This window comes from Microbacterium sp. LWO13-1.2, from assembly GCF_038397725.1.
GTDB lineage: Bacteria > Actinomycetota > Actinomycetes > Actinomycetales > Microbacteriaceae > Microbacterium.
On record NZ_CP151634.1, the window covers coordinates 2,721,018 to 2,737,314 of the forward strand.

Sequence of the window (16,297 nt, forward strand, 5' to 3'; positions counted from 1 at the left end):
GCGGGTCATGGGGACAGTCTGGCACTCGGTTCCGACACCTGCGCGGGATCAGCAGCCGGGGGAGTCGGGTTTCTCGGTGCAGGTGTGCGCGACGAGGGCGGTATGCGCTTCGAAGATACGGATCTGTTGGACAGGACCGTCGGTGGTGAGTTCTCCGCTGATGGGGAACCATCCGGTGCCGAAGTCGATCTCTGCGGTGTAGCGGACGTCGACGTCGGCGGGATAGGTTCCCCGGTCCTGGTAGACGTGGCTTGTCGGGGTGGGCGTGAATTGCGCTTGACCGAGGTTCGCCCAAGACGCTCCGCCGGTGGTGGTCGTGGTGGAGGAGCTGTCGCCGTATTGGAAGTCGTATGCGATGGGGGTGAAACGGACGGAGAGCGATCGACCGAACAGTGTGCCGGACTGCGTGGTGATGGATGCGGTGGTGACGAAGTTGGTGGGCATGCCGGCGATGCCGACGTTGTCGGGTTCTCCGGTGAGTGTGGCGGGAGCCGGGGCGAACTGGGCGAGGTCGGTAATCGTGATCGGTCGGACACCTGGCGCCACGTTCTCTTCGGCGGGAGCTTCTTCTGCTTCCTCGGCACTTCGGAAGCACTCGATGAAGCTCCAGCTGCGCAGGCAGGTCTCGAAGTCGAGTTCCTTCGGTGGCGGGGAGGACTCGGATTCTTCACCCGAATCATCGTCGGGGTTGAAGACGGGATCGGTGCCGGGGGTAGTCTGCTCGCCGCCGACCGTTATCGCTGTTCCGTTGTTCTCAACTCCGCAGCCCACGGTCACAAGCTCAATTTCGTTGCAGCCGTCGGACATTGGAGTAGTGAGAAGGACGGCTCCAAGGAGCAGCACCGTCAACATGGTGCGTCCGTCGCAATCTCATACTTTGCGATGTGCAATTGATCTGCGTTGCCGACGAACTTGACTTCCACGCCATACACATCGCTCCGTTCGGGAGCAGTGACGTCTTCGCCGTTTGAGTTGAGCGCTCGCGCCATAGTTACATCAAGACACACCAACGCAGTTACCTCGGCGACTGCATCACCGTGACTTGCCTGGACCCCTGCAAACGATAGGAGTGCGGTTGGGCCAAGGATTCGAAGACCTGCCTCCTCCAGTTCCCTGGCCGCCTTCACATCGGACTCTAGAACCTCGCCGGTGAGGAACTTGCGCGGGTCTGCGGTGTTATCGCCGCTGCGTAGAGCGTTCACTGCATCGTTGTACGCCCTATACGTTTCTTCTGCCGCCGCGAAAGCCTCCTCTTCCGAGGCGAAGGCCGCGGTCGGGGTCGGTGTCGGCTCCGCTTGAGGCGAGCATCCGACCAGCATTGCGGTCGACAGGACGAGCACGCCGAGGGCGGCCAGGGGAGTCGACGCAGTCCGTACGAGAGTCACCCCGACACGTTAACCCGAATGCGTCCGCATCCGTCAGAGTTATCCACAGGACTGGCGGTGAGGCTCGAGTCCCGCGGCACCCGATCTTCTGATAATCTGAACTGTCACTCGTGGCGTGCATACGCGCGCGCTCGTGACGAGCAATCCAATCCATTCGCTGCGAAGCATGATTTCGGCCGTGCGCGGCCGCATCTTCCAGCCCGAGTTCCATTCACAAGGACAACCCACTACATGACTACCGCAACGACCGCCCCGGCCACCAAGCAGGTCGCCATCAACGACATCGGATCTGCTGAGGACTTCCTGGCCGCGGTCGAGAAGACCCTGAAGTTCTTCAACGACGGCGACATCATCGAAGGAACGATCGTCAAGATCGACCGCGATGAGGTTCTGCTGGACGTCGGCTACAAGACCGAGGGTGTCATCCCCTCGCGCGAGCTCTCCATCAAGCACGACGTCGACCCCAACGAGGTCGTCAAGGTCGGCGACGAGGTCGAGGCTCTTGTTCTCCAGAAGGAGGACAAGGAAGGCCGTCTGATCCTCTCCAAGAAGCGCGCACAGTACGAGCGTGCCTGGGGAGACGTCGAGAAGATCAAGGAGAACGACGGCGTCGTCACCGGTACGGTCATCGAGGTCGTCAAGGGTGGACTCATCGTCGACATCGGCCTCCGTGGCTTCCTTCCGGCTTCGCTCATCGAGCTGCGCCGCGTCCGCGACCTCACGCCGTACCTCGGCCAGGAGATCGAAGCGAAGATCCTCGAGCTCGACAAGAACCGCAACAACGTCGTGCTCAGCCGCCGTGCGCTGCTCGAGCAGACGCAGTCGGAGTCGCGCACCACGTTCCTGAACAACCTGCACAAGGGTCAAGTCCGCAAGGGTGTCGTGTCGTCGATCGTCAACTTCGGTGCGTTCGTCGACCTGGGCGGCGTGGACGGCCTCGTGCACGTCTCCGAGCTGTCCTGGAAGCACATCGAGCACGCCTCCGAGGTCGTCGAGGTTGGCCAGGAGGTCACCGTCGAGATCCTTGAGGTCGACCTCGACCGCGAGCGCGTCTCCCTGTCGCTGAAGGCGACGCAGGAGGACCCGTGGCAGGTCTTCGCCCGTACCCACGCGATCGGTCAGGTCACGCCGGGTAAGGTCACCAAGCTCGTTCCGTTCGGTGCGTTCGTTCGCGTCGCAGACGGCATCGAGGGCCTCGTCCACATCTCCGAGCTCTCCAGCAAGCACGTCGAGCTGGCCGAGCAGGTCGTGTCGGTCGGCGAAGAGGTCTTCGTCAAGGTCATCGACATCGACCTCGAGCGTCGCCGCATCTCGCTCTCGCTCAAGCAGGCGAACGAGTCGGTCGACCCCAACGGCACCGAGTTCGACCCGGCGCTGTACGGCATGCTGGCCGAGTACGACGAGAACGGCGAGTACAAGTACCCGGAGGGCTTCGACGCCGAGACCGGTGCTTGGAAGGACGGCTTCGACTCGCAGCGCGAGGCATGGGAGCAGGAGTACGCTGCAGCCCAGGCTCGCTGGGAGGCTCACAAGACTCAGGTCACCAAGGCGGCCGAGGCTGAAGCAGAAGCCGGCGCCGACTTCGGTGGACAGGTGTTCTCCAGCGAGGCGACCGGTGCTGGCACCCTCGCCGACGACGAGGCTCTCGCTGCTCTGCGCGAGAAGCTCTCGGGCGGCAACGCGTAAGCATAACGCTCAGAATCGGGCCGTCACCTTCGGGTGGCGGCCCGTTTCGCGTCTCCAGGACCCGAGGCTTTCGATGACCGATCCGGAAGACGGGACGGCCAGAGCGGATGCCGGCGACTCGCGTGCCAGGATGGAAGCATGCCTCTCATCGCACTCACCGGCGGCATCGCGTCCGGAAAGTCGACCATCGCGAGGCGTCTGGCAGACCATGGAGCGATCATCGTGGACGCCGACCAGATCGTCCGAGACGTCCAGGCCCCTGGATCTCCCGTGCTCCAGCAGATCGCGGAGGCCTTCGGTGACGGCGTCATCACCGCGGAGGGCGCGCTCGATCGCGCGTCCCTCGGCGCGAAGGTCTTCGGTGACCCAGAGCTCCTCGCCCGATTGAACGGGATCGTGCACCCGGCGGTCCGCGCCGAATCGCAGCGCCGGTTTGAGGAAGCGCAGGCCGCCGACTCGTCGGCAGTCGTCGTGTACGACGTGCCGCTGCTCGTCGAGGCGCGCGTCGACGATCCCTGGGACCTCATCGTCGTCGCGCACGCCCCGGTCGCAGAGCGGCTGCGCCGGCTCGTCGAACTGCGCGGCATGGATGAGCGATCGGCCCAGGAGCGGATCGACGCACAGGTGTCCGACGATCGGCGTCTTGCGATCGCCGATGTCGTGATCGACACCGCCGGCACGATCGAGGAGACGCGGACCCAGACCGATGCCCTCTGGGAGCGGGTCCGCGCCCAGTGAGCGCGGAATCCTTCTCCGGGCACGCGCCGGGATCGCCCTCCTTCCGGCGCCTCATCACGGGCCTCTTCTTCGCCGGTATCGCGACGTTCGCGCAGTTGTACTCGCCGCAGGCGGTGCTGCCGGCGATCGCCGATGATCTCGGCATCACCCCGGCCGCTGCCGCGCTGAGCGTCTCGGCGGCGACACTCGGACTGGCCGCCGCCGTGATCCCGTGGTCAATGGTCGCGGATCGCATCGGCCGGATCCGCGCGATGGGCATCGGCGTACTGGCGGCGACGGCGCTCGGTCTGTGTGCTCCGCTGAGCGCGGAGATCGGGGCTCTGCTCGTGCTGCGCTTCGCCGAAGGGATTGCGCTCGGTGCTGTTCCGGCGGTCGCGTTGGCGTACCTGAGTGAGGAAGTCGGCGCGCGTCATGCGGCGGCGGCAGCGGGAAGCTACATCGCGGGTACCACCGTCGGCGGACTCGTCGGTCGCATCCTCTCCGGAGTGGTGGGCGAAGCGGCGGGATGGCGGGCAGGTATCTGGGCTGTGGCGGCGCTCTGCGCTGTGGCGGCTGCGCTGTTCCTCTGGCTCACGCCGCGGGCGCGTGGCTTCGTGCCCCGTCGGATGCACGACGACGGTCCCAGCATCCTCACGACCCTCCTGGTGCCGCTGAGATCCGCAACACAGCTTGCGCTGTACGCACAGGGATTCCTGCTGATGGGCGCGTTCGTCGCGGTCTACAACTACCTCGGCTTCCATCTCTCGGCAGCGCCATTCCTGCTGCCGGCATGGCTCATCACATCGCTGTTCCTGGCCTATCTCGCCGGAACCGCCTCCTCGCCGTTGGCGGGGTCGCTCGCGTCGCGGCACGGGCGATATCCGGTGCTGCTCGGATCGATCGCGTTGACATCCTGCGGTGCGGTTCTGATGCTGGTGCCGGTCGCTGCCGTCGTGCTCGTCGGTCTGGTGCTCTTCACTGCCGGTTTCTTCGGCGCTCATGCCGTTGCATCCGGCTGGGCACCCGCGGCCGTGGCCGCGGAGAGCCGCGCCCAGGCGTCGTCTCTGTACTACTTCGGCTACTACGCCGGGTCGAGCCTCTTCGGATGGGGGCTCGGTCTCGTGTTCGGTCACGAAGGATGGACCTGGTTCGTGCTTCTGGTCGTGGGGATGTGCGCGGTCGCTGCCTTCTTCGCCGTGGTCGGATTGCGCGCCGTCCCGTCCGGGCACGTCTGACGCACGCACAGAGGTTCGAGCCCGATGTGCGTCCAAGGGCCCATTCTGCAAAGGTTGCCTGATGCACAAGCGCTATCTCGCCGCGTACGACGATCAGCTCCGCACGGATTCTGAGTCCGTACATGCCCTCGATACCGTGATGCACGGGCCGCTGCGTCTGTCAGTCTTTCCCGGTGGACGCGGCTTCATCAGCTATGCCGATCTCGGGGGAGCAGATGCGCAGAGGATCGGGGAACTCGTCGACGCGGCCATCGAGCACTTCCGCGCTCTGCCCGGCACGACATCGGTCGAGTGGAAGACGCGCGGGCACGATCACGCTCCAGGACTGCATGAGGCGCTCTTATCGCGTGGATTCATCGCTGAGGATCCCGAGTCGATCATGATCGGCGAGGCCGTGCTGCTCGCACATGACGTGGCAGTGCCGGAAGGCGTCGAGATCCGCCGGACGCGCAGCGACGCCGATGTCTGGGCGATGGAGGAGATGCAGGGAACGGTGTTCGAGGATCCGGATTGGCGGACGAGAGCGGAGACGACGCTGCGTCGCGTGCACGAGGACGACACGGTGGAACTCTGGATCGCCCTCGACAGCGGACGAGTGGTGAGCGCCGGGCGTCTCGAGCCCGTCGAAGGAACCGAGTTCGCGGGCCTCTGGGGCGGCGCCACGTTGCCCGAGTGGCGCGGTCGAGGCATCTATCGCGCACTCACCGCGCAGCGGGCGCGATCCGCTCTCGCCCGCGGCAAGAGGTACCTGCAGTCGGATTGCACGGAGTTCTCAAGACCGATCCTGGAGCGCTCCGGGCTGGTCAAGGTCTCGACGACGACTCCGTACGTGTGGACGAAGCCGGCACGCTGAACAACGGCAGTCGGTGGGTTTGTACGTATCATTCACAATTTGACCCGACCCCTTCGTGATTGATAATCTGGCGGCGGGGAGAATGTAATTCTGGGGATTCCGCGTCTGCGGTGTCAGCAACCGTTCTCGGTGCGCGCAATGATGCGCCCGTGGTCTTCGGCGAATGTGGCTGTCCATCGCGGGTGTCTTGCTGTGCGCTGACCCACGTCCGCACGCAAACGAGGAGTCCAAAGTGGTAGATAACAAGTCCCAGCTGTCGCGTCGCACGGTCGTCAAGGGCGCTGCGTGGTCGATACCCGTCATCGCCGTTGCGGCGTCCATGCCCCTGGCAGCCGCAAGCCTGCCGGAGGTCGGAACGAACCTCGGTCCGCTTTACGCATCGTCGGTCGACATCTCCAGCATCAACGTGAACATCGGGGCATTGCAGTTCGACTGCTACCCGGGCATGACGTCGGCTGACATCGTCACCGCGCTGGTGCACGAGATCACCTTGACGTCTACGAACGCCGCGCCTTTCGACATCTCGAACCTCATCGTTCAGGGCTTGGGCTGGACCGTCGTCGCCGGCGCGACCGCGACGAGCGTCACCATCCGCCACGTAGCCACGGATTCCACCTGTGAAGGATTCGTCCAGGGGCCGTCGCTGTACTTCAACGGACAGGTCGCGGCGACGAACAGCATCACTGTGTCGGCGCTCGCCTATAACGCCGACTTCACGGTGGCGCCGCTCATGATCCAGCCTGCGTCCGGCACCGGCGCGCTCGTCGGCCCGGCCTGAGCAGACGCCGAGCGAGTCGTTCCTTCCGGGGCGGCTCGCTTTCGCGTTCCTAGCCGACGGCCTGCTCGCCACGATCGGCGGCACGGCGGGCACGCCTGCGGCGAAGAAGCACGACGACGCCGATGATCAGAGCGATCAAGGCGACACCGGCGGCGATCGGGACGATGATCGCCAGCGCCGCGAGGAGGAACGATGCGCCGTCTTCGGCGGTGCTGAGCACCGGAGCCGCCAGCCCGCCGGTCGTGGCGTTCGCCGCGACGCGCGCTGTCGCCTTGACTACGTGAACGACGAGGGCGATCGCAATGCCGACGACGACAGGCACCCAGGTGTTGTCGGTGAAGAACGACGCAGGATCGGCGACGGCGACCGTCTGCGCTCCGGATCCCGCCCCGAAGGCGATACCTCCGGCGGCCGGGCGGATGATGCTCTGCACGATGTCGTTCACGGAGTCGAGCGCCGGGATCTTGTCGGCGACGATCTCCAGCAGCAGGAGGGCTCCGAGGATCCAGAGGGCGACGTCGCTGGACAGCCACGACCAGCCGGCAGGCAACGCCATCGCCGGCAGCAGGCGGTCGGCAAGGCCGAGCAGGAACAGGGGCATCCACGCGTTGAGACCAGCGGATGCGGCCAGGCTGGAGCCGATGATGAACTCGATCACGCCACCACTCTAAGCGGGTCGTCAATCTCAGAGCCCAGTGTCGGAGCCCACTCGTAAGCTGGGATCATGCAACCCACGCGCAGTGTCCGTCCTTTCGAGGTCATCAGCGAGTACGCGCCGGCGGGCGACCAGCCCGCGGCGATCGCCGACCTCGCCGCACGGATCAATGCCGGTGAGACCGACGTCGTCCTCCTGGGTGCCACCGGCACGGGAAAGTCCGCGACCACAGCGTGGCTCATCGAACAGGTGCAGCGTCCGACGCTGGTGCTCTCGCACAACAAGACGCTCGCGGCTCAGCTGGCCAACGAGTTTCGTGAGCTCATGCCGAACAACGCGGTCGAGTACTTCGTGTCCTATTACGACTACTACCAGCCCGAGGCCTACGTACCGCAGACCGACACCTTCATCGAGAAGGACTCCTCCGTCAACGCCGAGGTCGAGCGACTGCGGCACTCCACGACCAACTCGCTGCTGTCGCGTCGCGATGTCGTCGTGGTCTCGACGGTCTCCTGCATCTACGGCCTCGGCGCGCCGGAGGAGTACCTCCGCGCGATGGTCGCGCTCCAGGTGGGGGAGCGATACGACCGTGACGCGCTGATCAGGCAGTTCATCTCGATGCAGTACAACCGCAATGACGTCGACTTCTCCCGCGGCAACTTCCGGGTGCGCGGCGACACGATCGAGATCATCCCCGTCTACGAGGAGAGCGCGATCCGCATCGAGTTGTTCGGCGATGAGATCGAGGCGTTGTACTCCCTGCATCCGCTGACCGGCGAGGTCATCGAGAAGCTCGATGCGGTGCCGATCTTCCCCGCGTCGCACTATGTCGCCAGTGCCGATGTGATCCAGCGGTCCATCGGCACGATCGAGGCGGAATTGGCCGATCGCCTCGCCGAGTTCGAGCGGCAGGGCAAGCTGCTCGAGGCGCAGCGTCTGCGGATGCGCACGACCTTCGATCTGGAGATGCTGCAGCAACTGGGCTTCTGCTCCGGAATCGAGAACTACTCGCGACACATGGACAACCGCTCACCCGGTGAGCCGCCGCACACGCTGCTGGACTTCTTCCCCGACGATTTCCTGCTGGTGATCGACGAGTCGCACGTGACCGTGCCGCAGATCGGGGCGATGTACGAAGGCGACGCCTCGCGTAAGCGCACGCTGGTGGAGCACGGTTTCCGGCTGCCGAGTGCGATGGACAACAGGCCTCTGCGCTGGGACGAGTTCAAGAACAGGATCGGGCAGACCGTCTACCTCTCCGCAACCCCGGGCAAATACGAGATGGGCATCGCCGACGGCATCGTCGAGCAGATCATCCGCCCGACCGGTCTCGTCGATCCGCAGATCATCGTCAAGCCGTCCAAGGGGCAGATCGATGACCTGCTCGAGGAGATCCGTCTGCGCGTCGAGCGTGACGAGCGCATCCTCGTCACGACGCTGACGAAGAAGATGGCCGAAGAGCTGACGGACTTCCTCGGCGAACATGGTGTGCGCGTGCGCTACCTGCACTCCGATGTCGACACGCTGCGTCGCGTCGAGCTTCTCAGCGAGCTGCGTGCCGGGGTCTACGACGTGCTCGTCGGCATCAACCTGCTCCGTGAGGGCCTCGACCTTCCCGAGGTCTCGCTGGTCGCGATTCTCGATGCCGACAAGGAGGGCTTCCTCCGTTCGGGAACGTCGCTGATCCAGACCATCGGCCGCGCCGCACGAAATGTGTCGGGCGAGGTGCACATGTATGCCGACAAGATGACCGATTCCATGGCGAAGGCGATCGACGAGACCGATCGCCGCCGCGAGAAGCAGGTGGCGTACAACCTGGAGAGGGGCATCGACCCGCAGCCGCTGCGGAAGCGGATCGCCGACATCACCGAGGTGCTCGCCAGAGAGGGCGCCGACACCGCAGAGATGATGTCCAAGCGCGGGCGTGCAACCGGCAAGGGCAAATCGCCGACGCCGAACCTGCGGCGCACCGGCATCGCAGCCGAGGGCGCTCAGCAGTTGGAAGCCACCATCCAGGACCTGTCCGACCAGATGCTCGCAGCTGCCGGGGAACTCAAGTTCGAACTCGCAGCCCGTCTCCGCGACGAGGTGCAGGACATGAAGAAGGAACTGCGCGCGATGGAACGCGCGGGACACGCCTGATCGCGAGCGGAGACCCACATGGATGACGCGGGGAACGAGCTCGCCGATCGCATCCGCGCTCTGCTGAGCGCCGACGTCGCGCTGGAGGAGCGCCGCATGTTCGGCAGCCGCGCCTTCCTGGTCGAGGGGCGGATCCTCGTCGGGGCACGCAAGGGCGGTGTCCTACTCGTTCGTGTCACCACCGAGCACGGCGCAGCATTGCTGACTCAGCCCGGTGCCACCCCGGCGGTCATGGGGGCGCGAACCATGAGCCCGAACTGGCTGGATGTCGCGCCGAGCGCGATCGAAGACGACGATGCGCTGATGTCCTGGCTCGACGCGGCGCGGGAGGACAGCGCGACGCTGAGCTGATCCCTACGGGCAGTGCATCAGTGGTTTCGGTCCGGAACGGTCGATCTCGTGCTCCGTCATCGGGGCGCCGCAGAGGGGACACGCCCTTTCTGCGCGCTCAGCTGCGGTCGGCGGCGGTGTCTTCTCGTAGGGGCCGACGGACGCAGGCCCGGCCAGGCGCACCAGATTCGAATTGAACCATGCGTAGAACCCACCGGCCTCGCGGATGCGCGTGCGGAGAGGTTCGCGGTCGGAGTCCTTGGTCATGTTCATTAGTGTACTAACTATTAGGGCGGATGTAAGATCATCTCTCGTGACGGCCTCTGACGATCTGCTCCGGCTGGAGAACCAGCTCTGCTTCGCGCTTGTGACGGCGGCGCGCAACGTCGTCGCGATCTATCGGCCGATCCTCGAGCCCCTCGGTCTCACGCATCCGCAATATCTCGTGATGCTGGCGCTGTGGGAACGCTCTCCTCGCGCGTTGAACGATCTCGCAGCCGACCTCGCGCTGGAGCCCGCCACCGCATCGCCGCTCGTGAAACGACTCGAGAAGGAAGGACTCGTCACCCGGCAGCGCAGCGCCGGCGACGAACGCCGTCTCGACATCACGCTCACCGATTCCGGGCGGGCACTGCGGGAGCGTGCCCTCGATGTGCCGCAGCAGGTGATGTCGGCGGTGGGGATGGATGTCGATGAAGTCGCGACGTTGCGTGACGGCGTCGCACGGTTCGCGGGGCGCACCGAAGGAGTGTGATCGCGATGCGCTGGTCGCGAACTCGATTGTCCGCCGGAGCCAATGTCGGTGGCCCCTCGTAGACTTGATCGGTGCCTATTGTCCCCGTTGTCACCCCAGGAAAACTCAGTGTTCGCGGTGCCCGCGTCCACAACCTCAAGAACGTCGACATCGACATCCCTCGCGACTCGCTGGTCGTGTTCACCGGGCTGTCCGGCTCCGGCAAGTCCAGCCTCGCATTCGACACGATCTTCGCCGAAGGGCAGCGCCGGTACGTCGAATCGCTGAGCGCGTATGCGCGCCAGTTCCTCGGCCAGGTCGATCGGCCAGACGTCGATTTCATCGAGGGCCTGAGCCCCGCCGTGTCGATCGACCAGAAATCCACCAACCGCAACCCGCGCTCGACGGTCGGCACGATCACCGAGATCTATGACTACATGCGACTGCTCTGGGCGCGTATCGGCATTCCGCACTGCCCGGAGTGCGGTGAGAAGATCCAGCGTCAGACCGTGCAGCAGATCGCGGATCAGCTCATGGAACTTCCCGAGCGCACCCGGTACCAGATCGTCGCCCCGGTCGTCTCGCAGAAGAAGGGCGAGTTCGTTGACCTGTTCCGCGAGCTCGGCGCGAAGGGCTACTCGCGTGCGATCGTCGACGGCGAACTCATCCAGCTCGCCGAACCGCCGACACTGAAGAAGAGCTACAAGCACGACATCGCCGTGGTCGTCGACCGGCTCGTGGCATCCGATGACATCCTCGGCCGCGTCACCGACTCGGTCGAGACCGCACTCGGACTCGCCGGTGGCGTCGTGCAGGTCAACTTCGTCGATGGCGAGGGGGACGACGCCTGGCAGACTTTCTCCGAGAAGCTGGCGTGCCCCAACGGTCACGCGCTCACCCTCACCGAGATCGAGCCCCGCACCTTCTCATTCAACGCGCCGTTCGGTGCGTGCCCGTCCTGCTCCGGTCTCGGCACCCGGATGTCGGTCGACGTCGACCTCATGCTCGGCGACGAGGACCTCTCCATCCGCGAAGGCGTCATCATTCCCTGGACGACCCAGGGCAAGGGCCTCTTCCAGTACTACGAGCGGCTGCTCGAGGGTCTCTCCCGTGACCTCGATTTTTCGTTGGACACCCCCTGGCGCAAGCTGCACTCCGACGTGCAAGACGCGATCCTGCGCGGCGAGAACTACAAGGTCACCGTCAAGTGGAAGAACCGCTACGGGCGGGAGATGCGCTACGCATCGGGCTTCGAGGGCGTCGTCCCCTATATCGAACGACAGTACCTGCAGGCGGAATCCGACAACCAGCGCAACCGCTGGGGGGAGTACCTCCGAGAGGTGCCCTGCCCGGTCTGTCAGGGCAACCGCCTCAAGCCCGAGGTGCTCGCCGTCCAGGTGCACGGACACTCCATCGCCGAGGTCTCGCACCTGAGCCTCGCAGACGCGCGCGGCTTCATGGAGAAGCTCGTGCTCACCGACCGCGAGGCGAAGATCGCGGCCCAGGTGCTTCGCGAGATCCGGCTGCGGCTCGACTTCCTGCTGCAGGTCGGACTGTCATACCTCAACCTCAGTCGCTCCGCCGGCTCGCTCTCCGGCGGTGAGGCGCAGCGCATCCGCCTGGCGACGCAGATCGGCTCCGGCCTCACGGGCGTGCTCTACGTCCTCGACGAACCCTCGATCGGCCTGCACCAGCGCGACAACCGCCGCCTCATCGACACGCTGATCAAGCTCCGCGATCTCGGCAACACTCTCATCGTCGTCGAGCATGACGAAGAGACCATCGAGGCGGCCGACTGGGTCGTCGACATCGGTCCAGGAGCCGGTGTCAACGGCGGTGAAGTGGTCCATTCCGGTCCTTACTCGGCGCTGCTGAGCGACAAGAACTCGATGACGGGGGACTACCTCTCCGGTCGCCGTGAGATCCCGATGCCGAAGAAGCGGCGCAAGATCGACAAGAAGCGGCTGCTGAGCGTCGTCGGTGCCAAGGCGAACAACCTGAAGAACGTCACGGCGGACTTCCCGCTCGGCGTGCTCACCGCTGTCACCGGCGTGAGTGGTTCCGGCAAGTCTTCGCTCGTGAACGACATCCTGTACCAGGTGCTCGCGTCGCGCCTGAACGGAGCGCGCACGGTGCCGGGCAAGCACACGAGGGTGACCGGGCTCGACAACCTCGACAAGGTCGTTCACGTCGACCAGGCACCGATCGGACGCACCCCCCGATCGAATCCGGCGACCTATACGGGTGTGTTCGATCGCATCCGCACCCTCTTCAGCGAGACCCCCGAAGCCAAGGTCCGCGGCTACCAGCCGGGGCGCTTCAGCTTCAACGTCAAGGGCGGACGCTGCGAGGCGTGCTCCGGCGACGGCACGATCAAGATCGAGATGAACTTCCTGCCTGACGTCTATGTCGACTGCGAGGTCTGCCACGGCAAGCGCTACAACCGCGACACCCTCGCCGTGCACTACAAGGGCAAGAACATCGCCGAGGTTCTCGAGATGCCGATCGAAGAGGCAGCGGACTTCTTCGAGCCGATCCAGGCGATCCACCGGTACATGAAGACGCTCGTCGACGTCGGACTCGGTTACGTGCGCCTCGGTCAGTCGGCGACGACCCTCTCCGGCGGCGAGGCTCAGCGCGTGAAGCTGGCGACCGAGCTCCAGCGCCGCAGCAACGGCCGCAGCATCTACGTGCTCGATGAGCCGACGACCGGTCTGCACTTCGAAGACGTCCGCAAACTCCTCGAGGTGCTCAACGGCCTGGTGGACAAGGGCAACACGGTCATCGTCATCGAACACAACCTCGACGTGATCAAGTCCGCGGATTGGGTGATCGATCTCGGGCCTGAGGGCGGCTCTGGTGGTGGCGAGATCATCGCGACCGGCACTCCGGAACAGATCGCTCGCGCCGAGCAGAGCCACACCGGGCAGTTCCTCGCGGAAATCCTCGGGGAAGGGCGCTCGGCGCGGAAGGCCAGCTGATGGCCGATGTCCTGCCCTACAAGCCGCGGGCGGGGGAGATTCCCACCGACCCCGGCGTGTATCGCTTCCGCGACGCCGAGGGCCGAGTTCTCTACGTCGGCAAGGCGAAGAACCTCCGCCAGCGGTTGTCGAACTACTTCGCTCCGCTGCGCACGCTGCACGAACGCACCCGCCGGATGGTCACGACGGCAGCATCCGTCGAATGGACGGTGGTGCCCACCGACGTCGACTCGCTGCAGCTGGAGTACATGTGGATCAAGGAGTTCGATCCGCCGTTCAACGTGCGCTACAAGGACGACAAGTCCTATCCGTTCATGGCGGTGACGCTCGGCGACGAGGCGCCCCGGGTGATCGTGACCCGCAACCATCGCATTCCTGGGGCGAAGTACTTCGGGCCCTACCCGAAGGTGTGGGCGGTGCACGACACCATCGACCTGATGGTCAAGGCCTTCCCGATCCGCACCTGCAGCGACGCCAGCTACAAGCGCGCCATGCAGACCGGACGGCCCTGCTTTCCCGGCCAGATCGGCAAATGCGGCGGCCCCTGCTCGATGACGGTGACGGTCGAAGAGCACCGTGCGATGGTCGACGATTTCGTCGCCTTCATGGCCGGTGGCGATGAGCGCTTCACCAAGGAGCTCACGAAGCGGATGCTGGCGGCATCCGCGGCGATGGATTACGAAGCGGCCGCGAAGTTCCGAGACAAGCTCTCGGCGATCGAGGCGGTGCTCGGCAAGAGTGCACTGGTGCTCGCCGCCGACGAAGACGCGGATCTCTTCGGCATCGCCGAGGACGAGTTGGCCGCGGCGGTGCAGCAGTTCGTGATCCGCGGCGGGCGCGTGCGCGGCGTGCGGGCGATGACGATCGAGAAGGAGATCGACATCACCACCGGTGAGCTCGTCGATCAGGTGCTGCAACGCGCCTACGGCGAAGCCGAGGACGTGCCGCGCCGCATCCTCGTGCCGACACTTCCCGACGACGTGGTCGAACTGGAGTTGTGGCTGCGCGAACGACGAGGAAAGAAGATCGAGATCACCGTCGCCCAGCGGGGGCAGCGGGCAGACCTGATGCGCAACGCGACGCTGAACGCGCAGCAGGCCCTGATCAGGCACAAGACGCGCCGCACCAGCGACTACGTCGCCCGCACTCAGGCGCTCACCGATCTGCAGGAGGCGCTGGAACTCGAAGAGGCACCGCTGCGGATCGAGTGCTTCGACATCTCCCATCTCGGCGGCACCAACGTCGTCGCCTCGATGGTCGTATTCGAAGACGGGCTTCCACGAAAAGACCAGTACCGCTCGTTCAACATCCCTGAGACGACCGACGACACCGACTCGATGTACCAGGTCCTCCGCCGCCGTCTCGCGTATCTCGACCGGCCGGACCTGCAGGCCGATTCAGAAGCCGTCCTCGACGAGGAGACAGACGCAGGAACACAGGCGAAGCGGAAGCCGCGCTTCGCGTACCCGCCTCAGTTGCTGCTCGTCGACGGCGGGAAGCCGCAGGTCGAGGCGGCCGCACGAGCCCTTCGTGACGCCGGTCATACCGAGATCGCGGTGTGCGGCATCGCCAAGCGACTCGAGGAGATCTGGCTGCCGGGGGAGGATTTCCCGGTGATCCTGCCGCGCACCAGCGAGTCGCTGTACCTGCTGCAGCGACTGCGCGATGAGGCGCACCGCTTCGCGATCGTCCACCAGCGCAAGAAGCGCAAGCGCGACATCTCGACGGTGCTCACCGAGGTCCCCGGTCTCGGTGCGTCGCGGATCAAGACCCTGCTCAAGCACTTCGGTTCGGTCACGGCGCTCCGCGCCGCGCAGCCGGGGGAGATCGAAGAAGTGCCGGGTATCGGCCCCGTGCTCGCCCAGAACATCCATACGCATCTCTCCACTCGCTAGGCTTGAGAGGACGGGGAGAAGGAGCAACATGACAGACGAGGACAAGGGCGAGTTCCTCATCGTCACAGGTATGTCGGGCGCAGGCCGGACGACGGTCGCCAACGCGCTGGAGGACCTGGGCTGGTACGTCGTCGACAACCTCCCGCCGCAGATCCTCCGTCCGCTGCTCGACCTCACTGACATGGGTGGCGGCGCGCTCCCGAAGGTCGCGGCCGTCGTCGATGTGCGCGGTCGCAACCTGTTCGACGATTTCCCTGGCGTGGCGAGGGCGCTTCGTGCCCGAGGCAGCGTGAGGGTGCTGTTCCTCGACGCTTCTGACGACGTCCTGGTCCGGAGATTCGAGTCGGTCCGGCGGCCGCAACCGCTGCAGGGCGACGGCACGCTCCTCGACGGCATCCGGATCGAGCGGTCCAAGCTCGCCCCCATCCGCGAGGCCGCCGATCTGATCATCGACACCTCGAATCTGAACATCCATCAGCTGGCCACGCAGGTTTCTCAGATGTTCTCCGAGGAGGGCGCGGCGAGGCATCGCGTCACCCTGCTCAGCTTCGGGTTCAAGTACGGGCTCCCGACCGATGTCGACCTCGTCGCCGACATGCGTTTCCTGCCGAATCCGTTCTGGAACGAAGAGCTTCGCGGACTCACGGGCCAGGACGAACAGGTGAAGGAGTACGTCCTCTCGCGGCAGGGAGCCGAGGAATTCCTCGATGCCTACGCGGCCGCGCTCGCGCCGGTTCTCGAGGGGTACCAGCGCGAGAACAAGAGCCATTCGACGATCGCGATCGGCTGCACAGGCGGCAAACACCGCTCCGTGGCGATGTCTGAAGAGCTGGCGCGCCGGCTCAAAGCGATCCCGGGAGTGGCGGTCAACGTCCGTCATCGGGATCTCGGACGCGAGTAGCAGAGC

15 protein-coding genes are annotated in these 16,297 nt (G+C 65.3%); 11 read left to right on the top strand and 4 right to left on the bottom strand.

The genetic code is table 11. From position 1 onward, the window contains the following. Positions 1–48 precede the first annotated feature (48 nt). Positions 49–771, bottom strand: coding sequence for a hypothetical protein (locus MRBLWO13_RS12890; RefSeq protein ID WP_341974395.1), 723 nt, complete (start codon positions 769–771; stop codon positions 49–51). 74 nt (positions 772–845) lie between these two features. After that, entirely contained in the window at positions 846–1,385 is a 540-nt protein-coding gene (locus tag MRBLWO13_RS12895) for a hypothetical protein (protein ID WP_341974396.1), read from the bottom strand. 231 nt (positions 1,386–1,616) lie between these two features. On the opposite strand from MRBLWO13_RS12895, the gene rpsA reads away from it, so the two are divergent. The 5 genes from rpsA to MRBLWO13_RS12920 all read left to right on the top strand — a co-directional run bounded on the left by rpsA (position 1,617) and on the right by MRBLWO13_RS12920 (position 6,654). Then, positions 1,617–3,071: a 30S ribosomal protein S1 gene (rpsA, locus tag MRBLWO13_RS12900; RefSeq protein ID WP_341974397.1), complete on the top strand. Its 1,455-nt coding sequence runs from the start codon at positions 1,617–1,619 to the stop codon at positions 3,069–3,071. A 138-nt stretch (positions 3,072–3,209) separates the two neighbouring features. Further along, the gene (gene coaE, locus MRBLWO13_RS12905; protein ID WP_341974398.1) at positions 3,210–3,809 is read left to right on the top strand and encodes a dephospho-CoA kinase; all 600 of its coding nucleotides are present in this window, start codon (positions 3,210–3,212) and stop codon (positions 3,807–3,809) included. Further along, a complete protein-coding gene (locus tag MRBLWO13_RS12910; protein ID WP_341974399.1) occupies positions 3,806–5,023 on the top strand; it encodes an MFS transporter in 1,218 nt (405 codons plus the stop codon). Before coaE ends, MRBLWO13_RS12910 begins: the two co-directional genes overlap by 4 nt. Positions 5,024–5,084: 61 nt before the next feature. After that, positions 5,085–5,876, top strand: coding sequence for a GNAT family N-acetyltransferase (locus MRBLWO13_RS12915; protein ID WP_341974400.1), 792 nt, complete (start codon positions 5,085–5,087; stop codon positions 5,874–5,876). A 232-nt stretch (positions 5,877–6,108) separates the two neighbouring features. Beyond that, positions 6,109–6,654 (top strand): hypothetical protein, encoded by a 546-nt coding sequence (locus tag MRBLWO13_RS12920; RefSeq protein WP_341974401.1) that lies wholly within the window; start codon positions 6,109–6,111, stop codon positions 6,652–6,654. Between the two features lie 49 nt (positions 6,655–6,703). On the opposite strand, the gene MRBLWO13_RS12925 is transcribed toward MRBLWO13_RS12920, so the two are convergent. Next, on the bottom strand, positions 6,704–7,312 hold the full coding sequence (locus MRBLWO13_RS12925) for a DUF4126 domain-containing protein (RefSeq protein ID WP_341974402.1): 609 nt from the start codon (positions 7,310–7,312) through the stop codon (positions 6,704–6,706). A gap of 66 nt (positions 7,313–7,378) precedes the next feature. On the opposite strand from MRBLWO13_RS12925, the gene uvrB reads away from it, so the two are divergent. Continuing rightward, complete coding sequence (gene uvrB, locus MRBLWO13_RS12930; RefSeq protein ID WP_341974403.1) at positions 7,379–9,451, top strand: excinuclease ABC subunit UvrB; 2,073 nt, start codon at positions 7,379–7,381, stop codon at positions 9,449–9,451. Between the two features lie 18 nt (positions 9,452–9,469). Beyond that, positions 9,470–9,802, top strand: a complete 333-nt coding sequence (locus MRBLWO13_RS12935) for a TfoX/Sxy family protein (RefSeq protein WP_341974404.1) — start codon at positions 9,470–9,472, stop codon at positions 9,800–9,802. A gap of 3 nt (positions 9,803–9,805) precedes the next feature. Here MRBLWO13_RS12935 and MRBLWO13_RS12940 read toward each other — a convergent pair whose 3' ends face one another. After that, positions 9,806–10,054: a hypothetical protein gene (locus MRBLWO13_RS12940; RefSeq protein ID WP_341974405.1), complete on the bottom strand. Its 249-nt coding sequence runs from the start codon at positions 10,052–10,054 to the stop codon at positions 9,806–9,808. 40 nt (positions 10,055–10,094) lie between these two features. On the opposite strand from MRBLWO13_RS12940, the gene MRBLWO13_RS12945 reads away from it, so the two are divergent. The 4 genes from MRBLWO13_RS12945 (at position 10,095) to rapZ (ending at position 16,291) form a co-directional block, all read left to right on the top strand. Next, positions 10,095–10,535 (top strand): MarR family transcriptional regulator, encoded by a 441-nt coding sequence (locus tag MRBLWO13_RS12945; protein ID WP_341974406.1) that lies wholly within the window; start codon positions 10,095–10,097, stop codon positions 10,533–10,535. 71 nt (positions 10,536–10,606) lie between these two features. Then, positions 10,607–13,495, top strand: coding sequence for an excinuclease ABC subunit UvrA (uvrA, locus tag MRBLWO13_RS12950; RefSeq protein ID WP_341974407.1), 2,889 nt, complete (start codon positions 10,607–10,609; stop codon positions 13,493–13,495). Next, on the top strand, positions 13,495–15,390 hold the full coding sequence (gene uvrC / locus MRBLWO13_RS12955; protein ID WP_341974408.1) for an excinuclease ABC subunit UvrC: 1,896 nt from the start codon (positions 13,495–13,497) through the stop codon (positions 15,388–15,390). The genes uvrA and uvrC overlap by 1 nt, the downstream gene beginning before the upstream one ends. Before the next feature lie 28 nt (positions 15,391–15,418). Continuing rightward, a complete protein-coding gene (gene rapZ, locus MRBLWO13_RS12960) occupies positions 15,419–16,291 on the top strand; it encodes an RNase adapter RapZ (protein WP_341974409.1) in 873 nt (290 codons plus the stop codon). The last annotated feature ends 6 nt before the right edge of the window (positions 16,292–16,297 follow it).